Annotated in this window: 15 protein-coding genes; 5 read left to right on the top strand and 10 right to left on the bottom strand. The window is 73.0% G+C overall.

The features are described from left to right. Positions 1 to 37: 37 nt before the first annotated feature. Entirely contained in the window at positions 38 to 1,093 is a 1,056-nt protein-coding gene (locus tag ABZ693_RS23010) for an alcohol dehydrogenase catalytic domain-containing protein (protein ID WP_359880283.1), read from the bottom strand. Further along, positions 1,090 to 2,049 carry an SDR family NAD(P)-dependent oxidoreductase gene (locus tag ABZ693_RS23005; protein WP_359880280.1) on the bottom strand — a complete coding sequence of 320 codons (960 nt, stop codon included), beginning with the start codon at positions 2,047 to 2,049 and terminating at the stop codon, positions 1,090 to 1,092. The genes ABZ693_RS23010 and ABZ693_RS23005 overlap by 4 nt, the downstream gene beginning before the upstream one ends. Before the next feature lie 102 nt (positions 2,050 to 2,151). Between ABZ693_RS23005 and ABZ693_RS23000 the strand changes: the two genes are divergently transcribed. Next, positions 2,152 to 3,078, top strand: a complete 927-nt coding sequence (locus ABZ693_RS23000; RefSeq protein WP_359880279.1) for a cyclase family protein — start codon at positions 2,152 to 2,154, stop codon at positions 3,076 to 3,078. A gap of 292 nt (positions 3,079 to 3,370) precedes the next feature. On the opposite strand, the gene ABZ693_RS22995 is transcribed toward ABZ693_RS23000, so the two are convergent. The 4 genes from ABZ693_RS22995 to ABZ693_RS22980 all read right to left on the bottom strand — a co-directional run bounded on the left by ABZ693_RS22995 (position 3,371) and on the right by ABZ693_RS22980 (position 7,528). Next, positions 3,371 to 3,928, bottom strand: coding sequence for an ATP-binding protein (locus ABZ693_RS22995; RefSeq protein ID WP_359880276.1), 558 nt, complete (start codon positions 3,926 to 3,928; stop codon positions 3,371 to 3,373). A gap of 365 nt (positions 3,929 to 4,293) precedes the next feature. Continuing rightward, positions 4,294 to 5,196, bottom strand: a complete 903-nt coding sequence (locus ABZ693_RS22990) for an acyl-CoA dehydrogenase family protein (protein WP_359880357.1) — start codon at positions 5,194 to 5,196, stop codon at positions 4,294 to 4,296. An 8-nt stretch (positions 5,197 to 5,204) separates the two neighbouring features. Next, positions 5,205 to 6,338, bottom strand: coding sequence for an acyl-CoA dehydrogenase family protein (locus tag ABZ693_RS22985; protein ID WP_359880274.1), 1,134 nt, complete (start codon positions 6,336 to 6,338; stop codon positions 5,205 to 5,207). Next, positions 6,338 to 7,528 carry an amidohydrolase family protein gene (locus tag ABZ693_RS22980; RefSeq protein WP_359880273.1) on the bottom strand — a complete coding sequence of 397 codons (1,191 nt, stop codon included), beginning with the start codon at positions 7,526 to 7,528 and terminating at the stop codon, positions 6,338 to 6,340. Before ABZ693_RS22980 ends, ABZ693_RS22985 begins: the two co-directional genes overlap by 1 nt. A 189-nt stretch (positions 7,529 to 7,717) precedes the next feature. On the opposite strand from ABZ693_RS22980, the gene ABZ693_RS22975 reads away from it, so the two are divergent. After that, entirely contained in the window at positions 7,718 to 9,310 is a 1,593-nt protein-coding gene (locus ABZ693_RS22975) for a class I adenylate-forming enzyme family protein (RefSeq protein ID WP_359880270.1), read from the top strand. Between the two features lie 79 nt (positions 9,311 to 9,389). Here the strand turns inward: ABZ693_RS22975 and ABZ693_RS22970 are convergent, their stop codons facing one another. Continuing rightward, complete coding sequence (locus ABZ693_RS22970; protein ID WP_359880267.1) at positions 9,390 to 9,764, bottom strand: STAS domain-containing protein; 375 nt, start codon at positions 9,762 to 9,764, stop codon at positions 9,390 to 9,392. Positions 9,765 to 10,026: 262 nt separating this feature from the next. Between ABZ693_RS22970 and ABZ693_RS22965 the strand changes: the two genes are divergently transcribed. Together ABZ693_RS22965 and ABZ693_RS22960 are read left to right on the top strand one after the other, a co-directional pair. Next, on the top strand, positions 10,027 to 10,620 hold the full coding sequence (locus ABZ693_RS22965) for a sigma-70 family RNA polymerase sigma factor (protein WP_359880264.1): 594 nt from the start codon (positions 10,027 to 10,029) through the stop codon (positions 10,618 to 10,620). Beyond that, the gene (locus tag ABZ693_RS22960; RefSeq protein WP_435842510.1) at positions 10,617 to 11,996 is read left to right on the top strand and encodes a zf-HC2 domain-containing protein; all 1,380 of its coding nucleotides are present in this window, start codon (positions 10,617 to 10,619) and stop codon (positions 11,994 to 11,996) included. The genes ABZ693_RS22965 and ABZ693_RS22960 overlap by 4 nt, the downstream gene beginning before the upstream one ends. A gap of 132 nt (positions 11,997 to 12,128) precedes the next feature. On the opposite strand, the gene purU is transcribed toward ABZ693_RS22960, so the two are convergent. Continuing rightward, positions 12,129 to 12,980, bottom strand: a complete 852-nt coding sequence (gene purU / locus ABZ693_RS22955) for a formyltetrahydrofolate deformylase (RefSeq protein ID WP_359880258.1) — start codon at positions 12,978 to 12,980, stop codon at positions 12,129 to 12,131. Positions 12,981 to 13,147: 167 nt separating this feature from the next. Continuing rightward, entirely contained in the window at positions 13,148 to 13,594 is a 447-nt protein-coding gene (locus ABZ693_RS22950) for an SCO4402 family protein (protein WP_359880354.1), read from the bottom strand. Between the two features lie 183 nt (positions 13,595 to 13,777). On the opposite strand from ABZ693_RS22950, the gene ABZ693_RS22945 reads away from it, so the two are divergent. Continuing rightward, the gene (locus ABZ693_RS22945) at positions 13,778 to 15,094 is read left to right on the top strand and encodes an ABC transporter substrate-binding protein (RefSeq protein WP_435842509.1); all 1,317 of its coding nucleotides are present in this window, start codon (positions 13,778 to 13,780) and stop codon (positions 15,092 to 15,094) included. Positions 15,095 to 15,133: 39 nt separating this feature from the next. Here ABZ693_RS22945 and ABZ693_RS22940 read toward each other — a convergent pair whose 3' ends face one another. Beyond that, positions 15,134 to 15,814 (bottom strand): tyrosine-protein phosphatase, encoded by a 681-nt coding sequence (locus ABZ693_RS22940; protein ID WP_359880254.1) that lies wholly within the window; start codon positions 15,812 to 15,814, stop codon positions 15,134 to 15,136. Positions 15,815 to 15,825: the final 11 nt, after the last annotated feature.

The following is a 15,825-nucleotide window of genomic DNA, read 5'->3' as shown; positions in this document are numbered from 1 at the left end:
CGTGCGACCGTAAGGGAGCCGCCTTCCGCCGCGCACGTCAGAAAACGAGCACGCCGCGCGCCACCTTCCCCGCCTCGGCGTCGGCCGCGGCCCGGGCGAATTCTTCCACCGGGTAGGTGGCGGTGACGAGTTCGTCGAGCAGCAGCCGCCCGGCGCGGTACAGCTCGGCGTACAGCGCGATGTCCTTCTGGGGCCGCGAGGAGCCGTAACGGCAGCCCAGGATGGCCTTGTCTAGGAACATCGCGGCGGGCGCGAACGTCGCCTCGGCGGTGGGCGCGGTCATCCCGAGCAGCACCGCCTGGCCGTGCCGGTCGAGCAGGTCGACGGCGGTACGGACGAGTCCGGTGTGGCCCACGCACTCGAAGACGTGGTCGGCGCCGGTGGGCAGGATCTCCCGGACGGCGGCGGGATCGGCCGAGGTCAGGAAGTGGGTGGCGCCGAAACGGCGGGCCGTGTCCTCCTTCGCCGGGTTGGTGTCGGCGGCGACGATCGTGGTCGCGCCCGCGATCCGGGCGCCCTGGAGGACGTTGAGGCCGATGCCGCCGGAGCCGATGACGACGACGGTGTCGCCGGGCGCGACCCGGGCCCGGTTGAGGACGGCGCCGACGCCGGTGAGGACGCCGCAGCCGAGCAGCGCGGCCGAGGCGAACGGCACCTCGGCCGGAATCCTCACCGCCTGGACGGCCTGGACGACGGTGCGTTCGGCGAAGGAAGAGTTGGACGCGAACTGGAAGAGCGGAGCACCGGCCCGGCTGAACGGCCGGCCCGGCCGCCCGATCGCCTTCCGGCACATCGTCGGCCGGCCCCGGTCGCAGTCGGCGCACGCCCCGCAGTTGGCGAGCGTGGACAGGGCGACATGGTCGCCGGGCACGACATGGGTGACGCCCGGACCGACGGCCTCGACGACGCCGGCGCCCTCGTGGCCGAGGACGACGGGCACCGGGAACGGGATCGTGCCGTCCAGCACCGCCAGATCGCTGTGGCAGAGCCCGGCGGCCCGGATCGCGACCGCCACCTCCCCGGCGCCCGGCTCCCGTACCTCCAGATCGTCGACGACCCGTACCGCCGCCCCGTCGTACACGACCCCTCTCATGCCCCCTCCCCCTGAGGGGAGCCGGCGCCTTCGGTACGGTTCGGACGCGCGCCCTCCGCCGCCGCGCGGGCCATCTCGGCCAGCTGCCGCAGCATCGGCATCGGGTCCGTGCCCACCGTCCCGGGCAGGAAGTCCGCGATCCGCTCCGGCGTCCACGCACCGCCCTCCGCGTACCCCGCCCGCAGCTCCCTCGGCTGCGCCCACACCGCGATCTTGGGTCCGGCGATCGTGTAGACCTGCCCGGTGATCCGCTCGCCGCCGGTGTCCTTCGCCCGGTCGGAGAGCAGATAGACGACGAGCGCCGCCACGTCCTCGGGCTCGCCGATCTCCTTCAGCTCCATCGGCACGTTGGCGGACATGCGGGTGCGGGCGACCGGTGCGACCGCGTTCGCCGTCACGCCGTACTTGTGCAGGCCGAGGGCCGCGCTGCGGACCAGGGAGATGATGCCGCCCTTGGCCGCCGAGTAGTTGGCCTGCGCGACCGAGCCCTGGTGATTGCCGCTGGTGAAGCCGATGAGGGTGCCCGAGCCCTGCCGGCGCATCACGGCGGACGCGGCGCGGAAGACGGTGAAGGTGCCCTTGAGATGGGTGGCGACGACCGGGTCCCACTCCTCCTCCGACATGTTGAAGAGCATCCGTTCGCGCAGGATGCCCGCGACGCACACCACGCCGTCGATCCGCCCGTACGCGGCGAGCGCGGTGTCGACCACCCGCTGCCCGCCCGCCATGGTCGAGATGTCGTCGGCGACGGCGACCGCCGCGCCGCCCGCCGCCTCGATCTCCTTGACGACCGCCTCGGCGACCGCGCTCGTCGGCTCACCGCCCTCGATCGACACCCCGTAGTCGTTGACGACGACCCTGGCCCCGTGCGCCGCGCAGGCGAGGGCGACCGCACGGCCGATCCCCCGTCCGGCGCCCGTCACGGCGACGACCTTGCCTGCCAAGAAGTTCCCCACGCCCGGCCCCTTCCCGCGATTTCTGACGGTCCGTTAGATTCGTGCGTGGGCTGGATTCTACGACCCGTCCGTGACCGGAGAACAAGACCCCGGAGCCGCCCGATGTCACTTCCCGCCGAGTTCCACGAGATCGCCGCACGCGTCAACAACTGGGGCCGCTGGGGCCAGGACGACGAGATCGGCACGCTCAACCTCATCACCGACGAGGCCGTACGGGAGGCCGCCGACACCGTCCGCTCCGGCCTGCGCGTCCCGCTCGCGCTGGAGCTGAGGCAGGACGGCGTGCAGACCGGCGTGATCCCCGGCCGGGTCAACCCGCTGCACGTCATGGTCCAGGTCAACCAGGAACTCTTCGGCCCGGACACGGTCGCGACCAGCGACGACGCCGTGACCCTCGGCCTGCAGGCCGGCACCCACTGGGACGCCCTCACCCACGCGTCCCACTCGGGCCGGATCTACAACGGCCGCCCGGCCTCGACCGTCACCGCCCACGGCCGCTCCGCGTTCAGCGGCATCCACACCGTCCGGCACGTGGCCGGGCGGGGCGTCCTGCTCGACGTGGCGGCGGCCAAGGGGGTCGACCGGCTGCCCGGCGACCACGCCGTCACCCCCGAAGACCTCGACGAGGCAGCGGAGTTCGGGCGGGTCACGGTACGCGCCGGGGACCTCGTCCTCGTCCGGACCGGGCAGATACGGGCGTACCTGGCCGGCGACCGGCACGGTTACGCGTTCCCGTCACCCGGCCTGTCCGTCCGTACGCCCGAGTGGTTCCACGCGCGGGACGTGGCGGCGGTCGCCAACGACACGCTCACCTTCGAGATCTTCCCGCCGGAGATCGACGGCCTGTGGATGCCCGTGCACGCGCTCGACCTGGTCGAGATGGGCATGCTGCAGGGGCAGAACTGGAACCTCGAAGAGTTGTCCACAACCTGTGCACAGGAAGGGCGTTACGCGTTCCTGCTGACGGCGACGCCCGAGCCCTTCGTGGGCGGGACGGGTGCGCCGGTCGCGCCGGTGGCCCTGCTGTGAGCGGGGCGGGCGGATCGGACGGGCTCCGGCGGGCGGCGATCCAGGCGATGAACTGTAGCGCGCGGACCGGGCGAAAAGATCACGGGAAGACCGCGGGGAGGCCGACCGCGGAAAGACCGATCGCGGGTGAGATCGCGGGGTGAGATCGCGGGTGGCGGCGCGCCCGCGCGCGCCCCGAGCACGGCACGAGAGCCGCCACCCGTCACGACCCGCGCTCGCCGAGGGGCACGCCCCTCGACTCCCCTCGCACGACGAATCGCTCACCCCAGGGTGATCAATGCGCCACCACCCGTCAACAGCGCATCCGTCCGGGTGACAGCCACAGCACGGGCCCAGCGCCCGTCCCCCGGGCCGTGCCCGCGCTCGGCGCCGGGACCACGGGCCGCTGTCCGTCCAGCTGCCCGTCCCGCGGCGCGGCGACCCCCGGCGCGGACTCCGCCCGGCCGGCCTCGTCGTGGACGGACTCCGCCCGGTCGACCTCGCACCAGATGCTCTTGCCCGCGCCCTCGCGCTGCCAGCCCCACCGGTCGGCGAGGCCGTCGACCAGTTCCAGACCGCGCCCGTTCGTCGCGTCGCCGTCCGCGCGCCGGGGCGCCGGCGGCCGGTCGCTCGCGTCGGCGACCTCGACCCGCACCCCCGCCCGCCCGAACAGCATCCGCAGCACGGCCGGGCAGCCCGTGTGCACCACGGCGTTGGTCACGAGCTCGGAGATGAGCAGCACCAGCGTCTCCGCGAGCGGCTCGTCCTCCTCTATGCCCGAACCGGCGAGCCGCGACCGCGCCCACCGGCGGGCCCGCCCCACCTCCGCCGGGTCCGCCCCGACCTCCAACTGAACCTGAAGCACCTGCACCGTTCACACCATCCGAACCGGCGTCATCGACGACCTAACGGAACGTGATTCCCTTGTGGGACAGCATGGTTGACGTACAGTCACCGCAACAAGCGCTTCGGGCATATTCCAGCGCGAAGGAGTACGCATAGTCCATACTGTGCGACGCGCGCTGCGGGGAGTCGAACGAGGGCTCACAAAACGCCCCGAAAGGGCGCGAACCGCAGGCATCCCGGGATCCGGAGCCGCCTCGGTGGCGGCACCGGCGTGATCCGGGCCCACAAGCACTCGCATCCAACGGAGCGTACCGGAGCACCTTGTCGACTCCAGGCCGTGACGGCCCCGCCGACCGGCGCGATCCGGCACGAACGCTCCGTGACGCGCGGCTACGGGGTGGCCGCCAGGCTCTCCGCCACCGCCTCCTCCGCCACCGCGCCGCCGAGTCCGCGGGCGGCCCGTACCCAGGCCCGCTTCAGGTGCAGATGGACCTCTGCCTCCCAGGTGAAGCCCATGCCGCCGTGCACCTGGAGGCAGTCGCGGGCACACTCCGCGGCGGCCTCGTCGGCGAGCAGCCGGGCGCCCGCGATCTCGACCGGATCGGCGGTGACGGCGGCGGCGTAGACGGCGGCGCGGGCTACTTCAGTTCGGACGAGCATGTGGGCACACAGTTGCTTGACGGCCTGGAAGGAGCCGATCGGCCGGCCGAACTGCTCGCGTACGCGCGCGTGGGCGACGGCGAGGGCGGTGGTACGGCCCGCGCTGCCCAGCTGTTCGGCGGCGGTGAGCAGGGACGCCTCGTGCGCGTCGGGTACGTCACCCGTATCGAGCCGGGCATATGCCAGCCGGTGCAGCGGGGTCAGCGGGTCGACCGACCGGAGGGGCCGCGGTGTCACCCCGTCCCCCACCCCCAGCACCACGTCCGCCGCGTCCAGCCACTCGACCAGGCCCCCGTCGGCCCGGGTGACCACCGCCGTCCCCTCCGCGGCGCCCGGCACCCGCCCGGCGGCCAGGTGCGTCGCGACGAGCGGGCCCGGCAGCAGCGCCCGGCCCGCCTCCTCGAAGAGCAGCGCCGCCTCGGGCAGGCCGAGCCCGACCCCGCCCGCGTCCTCCGGGAGCCGCAGCGCGAAGAACCCGGCCGCGCCCAGCTCCCGCCACAGCCCCCGGTCGAGTTCCCCCGCGCCGTCCGCGCCGGCGGCGGCCCGCAGCGCGTCCGGCCCGAAGCGGCGCCCGACCAGGTCCCGTATCCCGCGCACCAGCGCCCGCTGGTCGTCGGTGAGCCGGAAGTCCATGGGCTCGTTCACCGCCCCTTCGGCAGGCCGAGGACGCGCTCGGCGACGATGTTCCGCTGGATCTGCGAGGTACCGGCGGCGATCGTGTACGACAGCGAGGACAGCCGGTCCCGGGGCCACTCCCGCCCGAGGTCGAGCGCGTCGGGGCCGAGGACGGCGGCGGCCGCGTCGTACAGCTCCTGGCGGGCGTGCGAGTAACTCAGCTTGAAGACGGAGCCGCCGGTCCCGGGCACCCCGCCGGTGGCGGCGGCCTCGCTCACGTTCCACTGGATCAGCCGCCACAGGGCCTGGAACTCGGCGCCGAGCCTGCCGAGCCGGCGGCGCAGGACGGGGTCGTCCCAGCGGCCGTTCTTCCGTGCCGTACGGGCGAGTTCGCCGAGCACGCGGCGGCAGGCGACGACCTCGCCGACGAAGGCGGTGCCGCGTTCGAAGGAGAGCGTGACGAGGGTGACGCGCCAGCCGTCGTTCTCCGCCCCGACCCGGTTCGCCACCGGCACCCGCACCTCGTCGAGGAACACCTCGGCGAACTCGGCCGTCCCGGCGAGGGTGCGCAGCGGCCGGACGGTGATGCCGGGCGCGTCCATGGGCATGGCGAGCCAGCTGATGCCACGGTGCTTCGGCGCGTCGGGGTCGGTACGGACCAGAAGTTCGCACCAGTCGGCGATCTCGGCGTGCGAGGTCCAGATCTTGTGGCCGGTGACGACGTACGCGTCACCGTCCCGGACCGCGCGGGTGCGCAAGGACGCGAGATCGGAGCCGGCCTCGGGTTCGCTGAAGCCCTGGCACCACACCGCGTCGCCGCGCAGCACCGGCTCCAGCCAGCGCTCCCGCTGCTCGGGCGTGCCCTCGGCGGCGATGGTGGGCCCGGCGTGCAGCAGCCCGACGAAGCCCGCGCCGACGTACGGGGCGCCGGCCCGCTCCGTCTCCTCCAGGAAGATCAGCCGCCGGGTCGGCGAGCCGTCCCAGTGGACGTGCCCGTACCCGGCGTCGTACAGCCGCCGCTGCCAGCCGCAGTCGTACGCCCGCCGGGCCGGCCAGTCCAGCGGGTCGGGCCGGGCCGGCAGCTTGGGCAGTTCGGTGCCGAGCCAGTGGCGCAGCCGGGCTCTGAACTCTTCCTCCTCCGCCGAGTAGTCCAGCTCCATCAGACGAGGTCCAGGCCGAGCATGCGGATGGCGTTGCCGCGCATCAGCTTGTGGACCGTCTCGTCGTCGAGGCCGCGGACATGGTCGAGGGCGACCTGCTTGGTGTGCGGGAAGGTGGAGTCGACGTGCGGGTAGTCGGTCTCGAAGGTGGCGTTGTCGCGGCCGACGGCGTCGAGCGAGGCGATGCCGTGCTTGTCGCGGAAGAAGCAGCAGAAGATCTGCCGGTAGTAGTACGTGGACGGCGGCTCGGGGATCAGGTCGCGCACCCCGCCCCAGGCGCGGTGCTCCTCCCACACGTCGTCGGCGCGTTCGAGCGCGTACGGGATCCAGCCCATCTGGCCTTCGCTGTAGGCCAGTTTGAGGCTCGGGAACCGCACGAGAACGCCGGAGAAGAGGAAGTCCATCATCGAGGCCATCGCGTTGTTGAAGCTGAGGCTGGCCTGGACGGCGGGCGGGGCGTCCGGGGAGGCGGCCGGCATCTGCGACGACGAGCCGATGTGCATGTTGACGACGGTCCCGGTCTCCTGGCACACCGCGAAGAACGGGTCCCAGTAGCCGGAGTGGATCGACGGCAGCCCGAGGTGGGTGGGGATCTCCGAGAAGGTCACCGCGCGCACGCCGCGGGCCGCGTTGCGCCGGATCTCGGCGACGGCGAGTCCGATGTCCCAGAGCGGGATGATGCACAGCGGGATGAGCCGGCCGCCGCTGTCGCCGCACCACTCCTCCACCATCCAGTCGTTGTAGGCGCGGACGCAGGCCAGGGCCACTTCCTTGTCCTGGGCCTCCGCGAAGGTCTGGCCGCAGAAGCGCGGGAAGGTCGGGAAGCACAGCGACGCCTCGACGTGGTTGAGGTCCATGTCGGCCAGCCGCGCCTTCGGGTCCCAGCAGCCCCGGCGCATCTCCGCGCGGGTGATGCCCTCCAGGGTCATGTCGTCGCGGTCGAAGCCGACGGCGGCGATGTTGCGCTTGTACGGGAACTGGAGGTCCTCGTAGATCCACCAGTCGGTGGGCGGCCCGTCCGGGTCCATGGTGATCCGGTACTTGCCGCCGACGTAGGCGAGTTCGCCGATGCCGGCGGTGAGCGGCCGGGGCCCGCGGTCGCGGTAGCGCGCCGGAAGCCAGGTCGCGAAGAGGTGGGCGGGCTCGATCACGTGGTCGTCGACGCTGATGATGCGGGGCAGTTCCGTCATGACCCCTCCGGGGATGGCTGCCGGATATCGGGTGGGCGATGGATCCCATGAATCTGATGGATCGTCAGATTCATGCCGGGGTCAGGCTAGCCCCGCACCCCTGGACCGACAAGAACCGTCCCTCTACGCTCTGCCGCACAACCGATCTGACGTGACGTCAGATTTCTTCCGGGGCAAGGGGGTACGGGCATGTCCGAGAGCGGCGGCACCGACAGCGGGGGCACGGACGACACGGTCGAGGCGGCGCACGCCCTCGGTGCCTCCCGCACCCTCTGGGAACTCGTCGAACGCCGCGCCGCCCGCACCCCCGACCGGCCCGTCCTCCTCCAGGGCGACCGCGTCCTCACCTTCGGCGGCCTGCGCGACCGCGCCGAACGCGCCGCCGCCGGCCTGTACGCCAGGGGCGTGCGCGCCAGGACGGTCGTCGCCTGGCAGCTGCCCACCCGGATCGAGACGGCGGTGTTCACCTTCGCGCTCGCCCGCCTCGGCGCCGTACAGACCCCGGTCATCCCCTTCTACCGGGACAAGGAGGTCGGCTACGCGCTCCGCGCGTCCGGCGCCGAATTCTTCGCCGTCCCCGGCGTCTGGCGGGGATTCGACCACACGGCGATGGCCCGGCGGCTCGGCGCGCGCGGGATCCTCGAGGTGTACGGGCCGGACAGCCTCCCCGACGGCGACCCGGCCGTCCTCCCGCCGCCGCCCGCGCCCGCCGACGGCACCGCCGTGCGCTGGATCTACTGGACCTCGGGCACCACCTCCGACCCCAAGGGCGTGCTGCACACCGACCGCTCGCTGATCGCGGGCGGCTCCTGCCTCGCGCACGCGCTGCGCCTCACGCCGGACGACGTCGGCTCGATGGCCTTCCCGTACGCGCACATCGCCGGCCCCGACTACACGGTGATGCTGCTGATGTACGGCTTCCCCGCTGTCATGTTCGAACATTTCGCGCTTCCCGGCGCCCTCGCCGAGTACCGCCGCCACGGCGTCACGGTGGCCGGCGGCTCCACCGCCTTCTACGCGATGTTCCTGGCCGAGCAGCGGAAGCGGCCGGACGAGCCGGTCATCCCGAGCCTGCGGCTGCTCACCGGCGGCGGCGCGCCGAAACCGCCCGAGCTGTACCACGCGGTGGTCCGCGAGCTGGGCTGCCGGCTCACCCACGGCTACGGCATGACCGAGGTCCCGATGATCACCATGGGCGACCCGGCCGACACCCCCGAGAACCTGGCGACGACCGAGGGCCGCCCGCCCGCCGGCATGGAGATCCGCATCGCCGGCGCCGGAAAGGCGGGCGAAGAGGGCGAGGAGGGCGAGGTACTGCTGCGCGGCGAGGCGGTGTGCCAGGGCTATCTGGACCCGGAGCAGACGGCCGCCGCCTTCGACGCGGACGGCTTCCTGCGCACCGGCGACCTCGGCCGGCTCACGCCGAGCGGCCATCTCGTCCTCACCGGACGTCTCAAGGACGTCATCATCCGCAAGGGCGAGAACATCTCGGCGAAGGAGATCGAGGACCTGCTGCACGAGCACCCCGGCGTCGGGGACGTCGCCGTGATCGGGCTGCCGGACGCCGAGCGCGGCGAGCGGGTGTGCGCGGTGGTCGAACAGCCGCCGGGCGCCGAACCGCTGACCCTGGACGCGGTCACCGCCTTCCTGCGCGGCGCGGGCCTCGCCGTCGTCAAGCTGCCGGAACAGCTGGAGGTGGTGGACGCGCTGCCGCGCAACGACACCCTGCGGAAGGTGCTCAAATACCGGCTGCGCGAGCGGTACGGAGAGAAGGCGGAGTAGCGGGAGGGCGTCGCACGAACCGGGGTACGGACCGGGGCGCGGGTCGGGGCGCGGGTCGGTGTACGGACCGGGCCGCGGGTCAGGCCGACAGCGGGCGGGCCTCGTCCTCGACGGCGGCGGGGACGTCCGCGTACACGTCGAACAGACGGCGCACCCCGAGCGCGGCCAGCACCCGGTTCACGTGCGCGCCCTCCTCGGCGCCCCGCGCCGGGAGGATCAGCCGGAGCCGGCCGCCGCACGAGCGCATCAGGCGGCGGGCCGCGATCAGCACGCCGACGCCGCTGGAGTCGCAGAAGCGGACGGCGGACAGATCGAGGACCACGTCGTGCCGGCCGCCGGCGACTGCGGCGTGCACGCGCTTGCGGATCAGCGGGGAGGTGACGAGGTCGAGTTCCCCGCGAATGCGCAGCACGGTCCACGGGTCCTGCTCGTCCTCGTCGACCTGGATCGTCACGAGCGGCACCTTTCGGGGTGGGGAGGGCGGGAAGCGGAACGGGGCGAACGGGGCTGAACAGGGGTCAACCGGAGGCAGCCCTTCCCGTCCCCTCCCGCTGCCCGTTCACAGCCGTCCGAAACCCCCGCAGCCAGGCTTGACGCGTTCCTTACCATCCCGTACCCCGTCAAGGGCGCACTTGTGACAAACCGGAGTGCGCCGCCTCGGGGGCCCATTACTTTGGAGGAGACAACGGTCGGGAGCGCTGTCGGGAGGGCATCGGATGGCGGCGAAGGACACACCCCTGCGCTGGGACCGCAGGATGCAGCAGCGGCTCGCGCGCGGTGAGGCGGCGGCTCTCGGCGAGCTGTACGACAAGTTCGCCAGCCTGGTACACAGCCTGGCCCACCGCGTCCTCGACGACGACGAGGCCGCCGACCAGGTCACCCGCGAGGTCTTCGGCTACGTCTGGGAGAACCCCGACCACTACGACCCCAAGCAGGGCAACCTGCGCTCCTGGGTGGCCCGGCTGACCCAGCGGCAGGCCGTGCACCGGCTGCGGCAGACCGAGGCCCGGGCGTACGCGGAGCGCGGCGAGGGCACGGCGGAGGAACTGGAGCAGAAGGTGCGGCAGGCGTCGGTCGCGGCGCGCGCCGACTACATCGTGACGTCCATGCCGACCCCGCTGCGCCAGGCCCTGGAGCTCGCGTACTTCCAGCGCCGGGACTACCGGCAGACCGCCGCCGACCTCGGGGTGACCGAGGACGAGGCGCGCCGCCGGCTGCGGCTCGGGCTCCAGCTCCTGTCGACGGCGAACACCCGGCCGCTGGAAGGCTCCTCGCCACCTGGTCCCCATGGTTACGGACGGGCCCTGTGAACCCCGGACACGACGACCACGAGGAGGTCGCCCGCGCGCCCTGGATACCGGGACCGCGCCGGTCGCCGGACGACCACGCGGACCTGGCCGCACGGCCGCCGGCCCCGCTCGCGGACCCCCTCCCTTGGATGGGCGAGCCAAGCGAGCCGGGCGAGCCGAGCGAGCCGAGCGAGACGGGCGAGCCGAGCGAGACGGGCGAGCCGGACGCGGGTGCCGCGGCGGCAGCGGAGCCGGCGCCGGAACCCCGTACGGAGACCGCGGCGGAACCGGAAGCGGAGCTGCCGCACCGGGTGCTCACCTCGCTGCTCGGGGCCTGGGCGCTGTCGGCCTGCTCGCCCGCGGAGACCCTGGCCGTCGAGGCCCATCTGACCGAGTGCGCGCCCTGCGCGGACGAGGCGCTGCGGCTGCGCGACGCCGTCGGACTGCTGCACGCCGAACGCGATCTGGACCTGGACCCGCTGCTGCGCTCCCGTGTCCTGGAGAACTGCCTGGGCCGCCGCCCGGCCCGGATCCCGGTGCCCACGTGGGCGACGCCGTACGACGCGGAGACCGCGCGGCTCGACGCGCTGCTGCGGGACATCGGCGAGGCGGAGTGGCACGCGCCGGTCCGGCTGCGCTGGTTCGAGCACGAGCGGAGGGTGAACCGGAAGACGACGGTGGCCGGGGTGATCGGCCATCTCCTCGCCGTCGACGGACTGGTCATGGCGGCCCTCGGCCTGGACGACCCGCTCGGCCCCGGCATAGGAGAGCTGTCGCCGACCGAGCGGACGGAGGCGTACTGGACCCGCTCGTCCCAGCCGCCGACCCGCGCGGTCCGCGAGCCGTGGCGGGACCAGAGCCACACCCTGATCCGTACGGTGTCGTTCGCGGGGCGCGGGGTCGCGGACCTGACGGTCACCTACGGGGACTTCGCCATGCCCCTGCGGGACGCGCTCTTGGAGCGGGCGTTCGAGTGCTGGGTGCACGCGGAGGACATCGCGGAGGCGGTGGCGTATCCGTACGAGCCGCCGAGCGGTGCCCATCTGCACGGCATGATCGACCTCGCGGCGCGGCAGCTTCCGGCGGCCCTGGCCGGGCGGCGGCGGTCGGGACTCGCGGGACCGGCCCGGGAGCTGGTGGCGGCGGGCGCGCCGGGGCGTTCGCTGCATCTGGAGATCGAGGGCGCGGGCGGCGGGCACTGGTTCATCGCGCTCGACTCGCCGGCGGCCCGGGGCTCGCGCGAGCACGCGGTGGCGCAGGTCGCGATGGACGGGGTCGAGTTCTGCCAGCTGCTCGCCGGACACGTACCGCCGGAAGAGGCGGCCGTCGGTCAGGACGGCGACCGCGAGGCCATCCGCGACGTCCTCTCGGCGGCGGCCGGCCTGAGCCGGCTGTAGGCGGCCGCGGACGGCTCACGCGTGGCATCCGAGAGCTGAAGAACGCGGCCTTCCTCCGGGTCGACCCGCGCTTCTCCGTGCGCTGCGCGACCTGCGACGAGGCGATGGGCGGCGGCATCACCTACGAGGGAGTCAGGCGAAGACGACGGTGCGGTGGCCGTTGAGCAGGATGCGGTGCTCCGCGTGCCACTTCACGGCACGGGCCAGCGCCTGGCACTCCACGTCCCGGCCGGTCGCCACCAGCTGGTCCGGCGTGACCTCGTGGCCGACCCGCGCCACCTCCTGCTCGATGATCGGGCCCTCGTCGAGGTCGGCCGTCACGTAGTGCGCGGTCGCGCCGATCAGCTTCACGCCCCGGGCGTGCGCCTGGTGGTACGGCTTCGCGCCCTTGAAGCTCGGCAGGAAGGAGTGGTGGATGTTGATGATCCGCCCGGTCAGCTGCTTGCACAGGTCGTCGGAGAGCACCTGCATGTAGCGGGCGAGGACGACCAGTTCGACGTTCTCCGTACGCACCAGTTCGAGGAGCTCGGCCTCGGCGTGGTCCTTGGTCTCCTTGGTGACGGGAATATGCCGGAACGGGATCCCGTACGAGCCCACCAGTTCGGCGAAGTCAGTGTGGTTGGACACCACGGCGACGATCTCGACCGGCAGCGCGCCGATCCGCGACCGGAACAGCAGATCGTTCAGACAGTGGCCGAACTTCGACACCATCAGCACGACGCGCATCCGCTCGTCGGCCCGGTGGATCTGCCAGTCCATCGCGAAGGAGTCGCCCACGGCGGTGAAGCTCGCCCGCAGCTTGTCCACGTTCACCGGCGCCTCGGCCGAGAAGTGGACCCGCATGAAGAAAAGACCGGTGTCCCGGTCTCCGAACTGCTGACTGTCCTCGATGTTGCAGCCGGTGATGAAGAGATAGCTCGACACGGCGTGCACGATGCCCTGCTTGTCGGGGCAGGAGAGGGTGAGGACGTACTGGTCGGTCATTGGCCCAGCCTGCCACAGACGGCCCGCCCGGCCGCCGCGCCGTCCGTCAGACGGACGGCGGTCGGATGGCGGCCGGATGGCGGCCGGATGCGGGACGGACGGACGTCGGGCAACCTCCGGACGGCCGTCGAAACGGCCACGGGGCCCGGGCGGGCGCCCCGTCGGCCTTACGCCGCCCGCGTCATGATGCGGATCACGTCCAGCGGGTGCGGCGGCACGTCCGGGTCCTCGCCGTCCGCGGAAGCCATCCGTACGTGTGCCTCGCGAGCGGCCCGCACGGCCTCCGGCCACTCGTGGTGGTCGAGGAACGCGGAGACCGGGGCGTCCGCGCCGACCTGGTGCATGATCCGCAGGACGCGCAGCACGACGAGGTCGACGAGGGAGGCCTCGCCGGAGTCGCGGAAGATCGCTCCCACGTATTTCTCCGCGGACCAGTTGTCCAGCCAGGTGTCCTCCACCAGGCGGTAGACGGCGTCGGTGACGTCGCCGTACCCCTCCTGGCCGGTGCGCCAGGTCGTCTCGTGGAACCCCGGATCCGAAAGCATGTGCAGCGCCGAGCGCACGTTCACGCGCCAGCGCCACCACGGCATGTCGTTGAGCGGCATGCCGCCCATGGTGGAGGAGCGACGGCCGCGACGGGAAGGGTTCTCGGAAGGGGAGGGGGAGCTGGACACCGTTCGATCGTACGTTCCTCCGCCGACAGGCCCGCCGCCGAGTCTCGCAATTCACCCTGCCGTCACCCTCCGTTGGGGCGAGCTCACTCCGGTGTTACGCATCGGGAGGAATGGTGCGTGTCCATGACCGGCAGGCGTCTCACCTCACTTCTCGCATATGCCACAACGATGGCGACAGCGGCAACGCTGCTCAGCGGCTGTGGCGTTCTCCCCGTGATGGCGGGCGGCTCCAAGGAGCCCGTCACCGTCATGACCTGGGCCCCGGACCGTACACGCGCCACGAATATGCCCGGCATGCCCGCCATGGCTCAGGCATATGCCCGTTGGGTCAACGCCAACGGCGGCATCGACGGACACGAACTGCGTGTCCTCACCTGCAACGAGCAGAACACCAGCGCCGGAGCATCCGACTGCGCCCGGCGGGCCGTCCACGAGGGCGCCGTCGCCGTCGTCGGCTCGTACAGCCAGAACGGCGACGCCTTCATCGCACCGCTGGAGGCGGCCGGCATCCCCTACATCGGCGGCTACGGGATCTCGGAGGACGAGTTCACCAGCCCGCTGTCCTACCCGGTCAACGGCGGGGTGGCCGCCCTCGTCGCCGGCCACGGCGCCCAGCTCGCCGCGTCCTGCCGCGGGGTCTCCCTGGTCCGCCCCGACACCATCGCCGGCGACCGGCTGCCCGACCTGCTGAACTCCGGGCTGCGCCGGACCGGCCACGACGGCGCGGCCGACATCCCGGCGACCGAGGACGCCGACACGTACACCCGGGAGGCCACCCGGGCCCGTACCCGCGCGGGCGGCGCGGACGGCTGCGTCACCGCCGTCCTCGGCGAGCGCACCCAGGTCTTCTTCGACTCGTACCGCCGCCTGCCCGCCGAACAGGACACGGCCGGCGGCATCACCGGCACCGGCACCGGCACCGGCACCGGCACCGGCGAGGAGAAGAACGGACCGCGGATCTCCTCCGTCCTCGGCAGCGTCGACCAGCCGCTGATCGACCGCACCGGCGGCGCGAAGGGCCCGTTCGAGGGCGCGTACGTCACCGGCTGGTACCCGCAGGCCGACGACCCGGCGTGGCAGCCCATGCGAAAGGTGATCAAGGAGAACGCCTTCGCCGACAACCGCGTCGACCCGACCGACGCGGGCGTGCAGACGACCTGGATCGCGTACACCGTGCTGCGCCGGCTCGTCGAGTCGCTCGGCGAGGACCGGGTCACCGCGTACCAGCTGTCGCACGCGCTCGACCAGGGCGCGAAGATCGACACCGGTGGTCTGACGCCCCCGCTGCGCTGGCGATACGACGACCTCCTCGGCGCCCCGGGCTTCCCCCGGATCGTCAACCGCGCGGTGACGTTCCAGGTGGTCCGGCAGGGCCGGCTCGTCGCCCAGCGGCCGGGCTTCGTCGATGTCGGCAAGACGGTCCTGTCCAGCGCCTCCTGACGCCGGGCGGACACCGGTCGGACGCCGGTCAGGAAGCAGTCAGACGGCGGTGGGCGGCAGCGCCGCCAGCTCGCGCTCCGTCGCGCCGTGCGCCCGCAGCCAGGCGGGCAGCGAGCCGTGGTGCGCGCGGATCCACCGCAGCGCGGCGAGCAGATGCGCGGGCGCGACCGGCAGGGTGTTGTGGCCGGGCATCGCTTCGGACGTCAACGGCGCGGCGGAGAGTCCCAGTTCGGCGTTCGACCGTACGAAGTCCGCGGTGACCTCCGCCTCGGACGCGCCGAACAGGCTCCGCACGGCGGCGACCACGACCCCGGTCCGGTCCTTCCCGGAGGCGCAGTGCACGAGCACCGGCCCGCCGTCCTCGGCGCCCTCGGCGGTCAGCCGCCGCAGGACGGCCAGCGTGGCGTGGCCCGCCCGCCCGGCCATCGCCTCGTACAGCTCGGGCTGCCCCGCGGGCCAGCCCCGTTCCGCGAACACCGGCACGTGCGCGTGCGCGATCCCCACGCCGTGCAGGGCGTCCGGCCGTTCGGCGGCCTCGGGCCGGCTGCGCAGGTCCACGACCGTACGGATGCCGAGGGCCGCCAACTGCCGTGCCCCGTCCGGCGCGAGGGCGTGCAGCGCGCCGGAACGGAAGAGCGTCCCCGGCGGCAGCGCGCCGACGCCGCCCGCGTCACGGAGGTTGCGCACCCCGTCGACGCGGACCGGCGCCGGCGAGGTCACCGGCGCCGTCG

It is taken from the genome of Streptomyces laurentii (assembly GCF_040635425.1).
In the GTDB taxonomy this organism is placed as follows: Bacteria; Actinomycetota; Actinomycetes; order Streptomycetales; family Streptomycetaceae; genus Streptomyces; species Streptomyces laurentii.
The sequence above is the reverse complement of the archived record's forward strand: the minus strand, read 5'-3'. Positions and strand labels throughout refer to the sequence as shown.